The sequence below is a fragment of the Syntrophorhabdaceae bacterium genome (assembly GCA_028713955.1).
Classification (GTDB): Bacteria; Desulfobacterota; Syntrophorhabdia; order Syntrophorhabdales; family Syntrophorhabdaceae; genus UBA5609.
Genome location: JAQTNJ010000280.1, coordinates 1 through 3697 on the forward strand (window position 1 = coordinate 1; position 3697 = coordinate 3697).

Sequence of the window (3697 nt, forward strand, 5' to 3'; positions counted from 1 at the left end):
ACGGGCAGGACATCGCCTCCACAGTAACAGTACCGCATTGAACTGAGATTATACTGATCGAGGCGGTCATTCTCCAGTATCATCCGGTACAGGGTTGGGACACCAAGCATCCATCTTGCCTTATAACGCTCAATAGCTGCGAGTATGGGATCCACTTCAGGGATCGGCATGAGGACCACCGTATTCCCGTAATTGAACCCCAGGGCGATCATAAAACCCTTTGCCATGATATGGAAAAGGGGATTTACCATGAGTACCACATCTTTACCTTCATGGATGAACTCACCGACTACATCATCCATGATGTCCCGGATATAAGAAACCTCGCCTATGTGGTTGCCCGGCACACCTTTTGGAAAGCCTGTCGTCCCACCCGTATACATGATATAGGAAAGGTCTTTCACAGGATCGATATCAACGGCAGGCGGTTTGGTCAAGCCTCCTATTAAAACATCCTTAAAAAAATGGATCTTTTCATCCTTTTCAACCTTTCCCTTGGGAACCTTATCAAAGATGTGGGCAACGAACCGCTTCCATGGGGAAACAAAATCTATGAGACTCGTGGCAATGACCCTTTTCAGGTTCGTTCTCTCCATGACCTCTTTCACATAGACATAATTTGTATCAAGGCATATGACCGTATCAATGCCGGCATCCTTTATCATGTATTCAATCTCGAACGATGTGTAGATCGGCGAGACCGGCACAACAACTGCCCCTATCCGGTTTATCGCAAAATTTGCAATAATCCACTGGGGGCAATTGGAGATATAGAGCATTACCCTGTCCTGCTTTTTTACACCGAGATTCAAAAGGCCCGTTGCGAATTTATCAATGAGCGTCTCGAGATACCCGTATGTGAACCGTTCCCCGAGATATATAAGAGCGGTTTTGTCTGAATACTTTTTACACATCTCGTAGAAACGGGAGAAGGTACATTCATGCTCAAAGGATCCCATATATATGCCCCTTACACGCCAAAATATGCAGCTTTCACGTCCGGGTTGTCCATGAGCTCTTCCCGCGTACCGGAAAGAACGCTCGAACCGTTCTCAAGGATATAGGCAAAATCTATGATAGGCATAACGGGCCGGGCGTACTGCTCTGTGACAATGATCGAAATACCTTTAGTATCCCTTATCGCCTTCGTTCCATTGATGACTATGTCCTGATATGCAGGGCTTAAACCAAGGAGCGGCTCATCGAGGAGAAGGATCTTCGGGTTCGCCATGAGCGCCCGCCCGATCGCGAGCATCTGCTGCTCGCCGCCGCTTAAGAACCCACCCTGTCTCTTCAGATGATCTTTTAATCGTGGAAAAAGATCCAGCACATAATCCATATTCTCCCGCGCCTCTCTTCTGGAAGAGAGGTATGCGCCTATCTTCAAGTTCTCGAGGACAGAGCTCTCCGAGAATATTCTCCTTCGTTCCGGGCAGAGTACAATGCCCATCCGTGCCCGGTGGTGCGCTTCAATGGTTGTTACATCGTTGCCGTTAAAAAATATCCTTCCGAATACAGAGATCCGCTCCCCTCCACGCATCTCTTCCTTTTTCTTGATGTCTATAAGGATACCTGAAAGGGCGTACATCAATGTGCTCTTTCCTGCGCTGTTTGAACCGAAGATACCAACGATCTTTCCTTCATCACAGGCTATGCTCACATTGTTGAGGGCAATCATGTTTTCGTAAAAGACCATTAGCTCAAAGGCTTCAAACATAGTGTCTATACCCCTTCAACTCCAAGGTAGGCTTCCCTCACCCTCTTGTCCTCAATAACAAATGAGGGTTCGCCTTCAGTGATCTTTTCGCCAAAATTAAGCGCCATGATCCTTGTTGCAACCCTGAAAAGTTCCCGCAGTCTGTGCTCCACCATGATAAGTGTGATACCCTCATCTCTCATCTTCTCGATGAGAGGGAGCATACCGGCAATCTCGCTCATGCTTAACCCTGAAAAGACCTCATCGCAGAAGATGATCTCAGGCCGCAGTGCCATGCATCTTGCCAGTTCAAGTCTCTTCTGGTAACCCGTTGGCAAGGTCGAAGCGAGCTTGTAAGGAACGCGTGAATCCCTTTCAAATCCGATCTCTTCAAGGATATCCACTGCCACGGTATCTCTGTCGCCATGCTTCCCTCCGCCACGCCATCCGCCCGTCTTTCTCGCCCTTGGCGACCAGAGGGGAATAATCAGATTTTTATATGCCGGCAGCGAGTAGTAGGGCCTCATGATCTGGAATGTCCTTGCAATGCCCGCGTCGGCAATCTTGTGCGGCTTCCAGCCTGTTATCTCCTCTCCTTTGAAATATACATGACCGGCCTGGGTCTTTATAAACCCGGTGATACAGTTTATAATGGTAGTCTTGCCGGAACCGTTTGGTCCTATAATGCCGAATACCTCGCCGCTCTGAACATCAAAACTAACATCCATAAGCGCCTTCAGGCCGCCAAATGATTTGGAGATACCCTTAACAGAAAGTATCGGTTCTTCACTCATACCTTCACCCATCGTTCAAACTGGTGATACTTTCTCTGCATGTATATCATCAAACCCTCACTTTTGAAGACGATGAATGCCGTGAGGATAACACAGTAAATAACAATCCGGAATGTTCCAAAGGCACGCAGGATCTCAGAGAGCGGCACAAGGATAAAACTTCCTATTATAGCGCCTACGAGCGTCCCGCCGCCCCCGATGACGACAGAAGCGATGGGGATAATGGAAAAATCAAGGGCAAAAAGGGAAATGCCTGCCCACATGTAGAGGTGTGCCATGTACGCCCCGCCAAAACAGCCGATCAGCGCTGCCACAAAGACGGCAAGAACCTTCATACGGGTGACATCGATCCCGGAGGCCCTTACCGACTGGTCATTATCCTTGACTCCCCGGAGGACAAGGCCGATGTCCTGGTTGACAAACCTTCTCATACCAAAAAGGAAAACAATGATCATCAGGATAATCACATAATGTTCCACGTACTGGTTTGAAAAACCATCCATCCCCGAGATCCCGTTTGTACCGCCAAGGATGTTCGTTGCCTCTACGATCCGCGTAAAAAGCAGAGGATACATGAGGGTGACAATAGCAAAATAGACACCCCTGAGCGGCAGACATGGCAGGAGGCAGAGGGTACAAAATACGGCGCCGCTTATGGTTGCACATGGGATAGCAAGGTAGATGGGAAATCCCAGGTAGACGTTATAGATCGCCGAAAAATATCCACCCATACCGGTAAAAAAGGCGCCTCCGAGACATACAAGGCCTACGTAGTTTGCCAGAAAATCGAAAGAAAGGGCAAGGAGGGAATAGACAAACATGATATTGATAACCCGTTTCCAGTAAGGGGCGAGTTCAAGGATAAAGGGGAGCGCTATGATACCTACGATAAGAAGGAGCCTGGGACCCATAAGATACAAGATCTCACGGTAGGAGGAGATCGCATAGAGACCTCCCGTGCGGACCTTGAGCCCTCTGTCGATCCTTTCTTTTCGCATCATTTCCATAGACTACACCCGCTCTTCGAGTTCTTTCTGCTTGCCGAATATCCCCGATGGCTTGACAAGCAAGGTGATAATGATCGCAAGGAGAGCCACGACCATCTGGTAATGGGCAGAGATAAAGACCTCTGTAAAGAGTTGGGCAAACCCGATAATAAAGGAGGCAACGATCGTTCCTCCCCAGCTCCCCAGCCCCCCGATGACAC

Annotated in this window: 5 protein-coding genes; all 5 read right to left on the minus strand. The window is 48.6% G+C overall.

Features of this window, described 5'->3' with window-relative positions; translation table 11 throughout:
- Positions 1-959, minus strand: a 959-nt coding sequence (locus PHU49_15650) for a long-chain fatty acid--CoA ligase (GenBank protein MDD5245443.1), incomplete at its 3' end; no start/stop codon positions are given.
- 11 nt (positions 960-970) lie between these two features.
- Positions 971-1717: an ATP-binding cassette domain-containing protein gene (locus tag PHU49_15655; GenBank protein ID MDD5245444.1), complete on the minus strand. Its 747-nt coding sequence runs from the start codon at positions 1715-1717 to the stop codon at positions 971-973.
- 5 nt (positions 1718-1722) lie between these two features.
- Positions 1723-2490 (minus strand): ABC transporter ATP-binding protein, encoded by a 768-nt coding sequence (locus PHU49_15660; protein ID MDD5245445.1) that lies wholly within the window; start codon positions 2488-2490, stop codon positions 1723-1725.
- Positions 2487-3497 (minus strand): branched-chain amino acid ABC transporter permease, encoded by a 1011-nt coding sequence (locus tag PHU49_15665; GenBank protein ID MDD5245446.1) that lies wholly within the window; start codon positions 3495-3497, stop codon positions 2487-2489. Before PHU49_15665 ends, PHU49_15660 begins: the two co-directional genes overlap by 4 nt.
- Before the next feature lie 3 nt (positions 3498-3500).
- The coding region (locus tag PHU49_15670) for a hypothetical protein (protein MDD5245447.1) at positions 3501-3697 on the minus strand (197 nt) is incomplete at its 5' end.

Bases quoted from the DNA above. Each gene is read 5' to 3' on its own strand.
- PHU49_15655 (MDD5245444.1), bottom strand. From the start codon at position 1,717: ATGTTTGAAGCCTTTGAGCTAATGGTCTTTTACGAAAACATGATTGCC.
- PHU49_15660 (MDD5245445.1), bottom strand. From the start codon at position 2,490: ATGAGTGAAGAACCGATACTTTCTGTTAAGGGTATCTCCAAATCATTT.
- PHU49_15665 (MDD5245446.1), bottom strand. From the start codon at position 3,497: ATGGAAATGATGCGAAAAGAAAGGATCGACAGAGGGCTCAAGGTCCGC.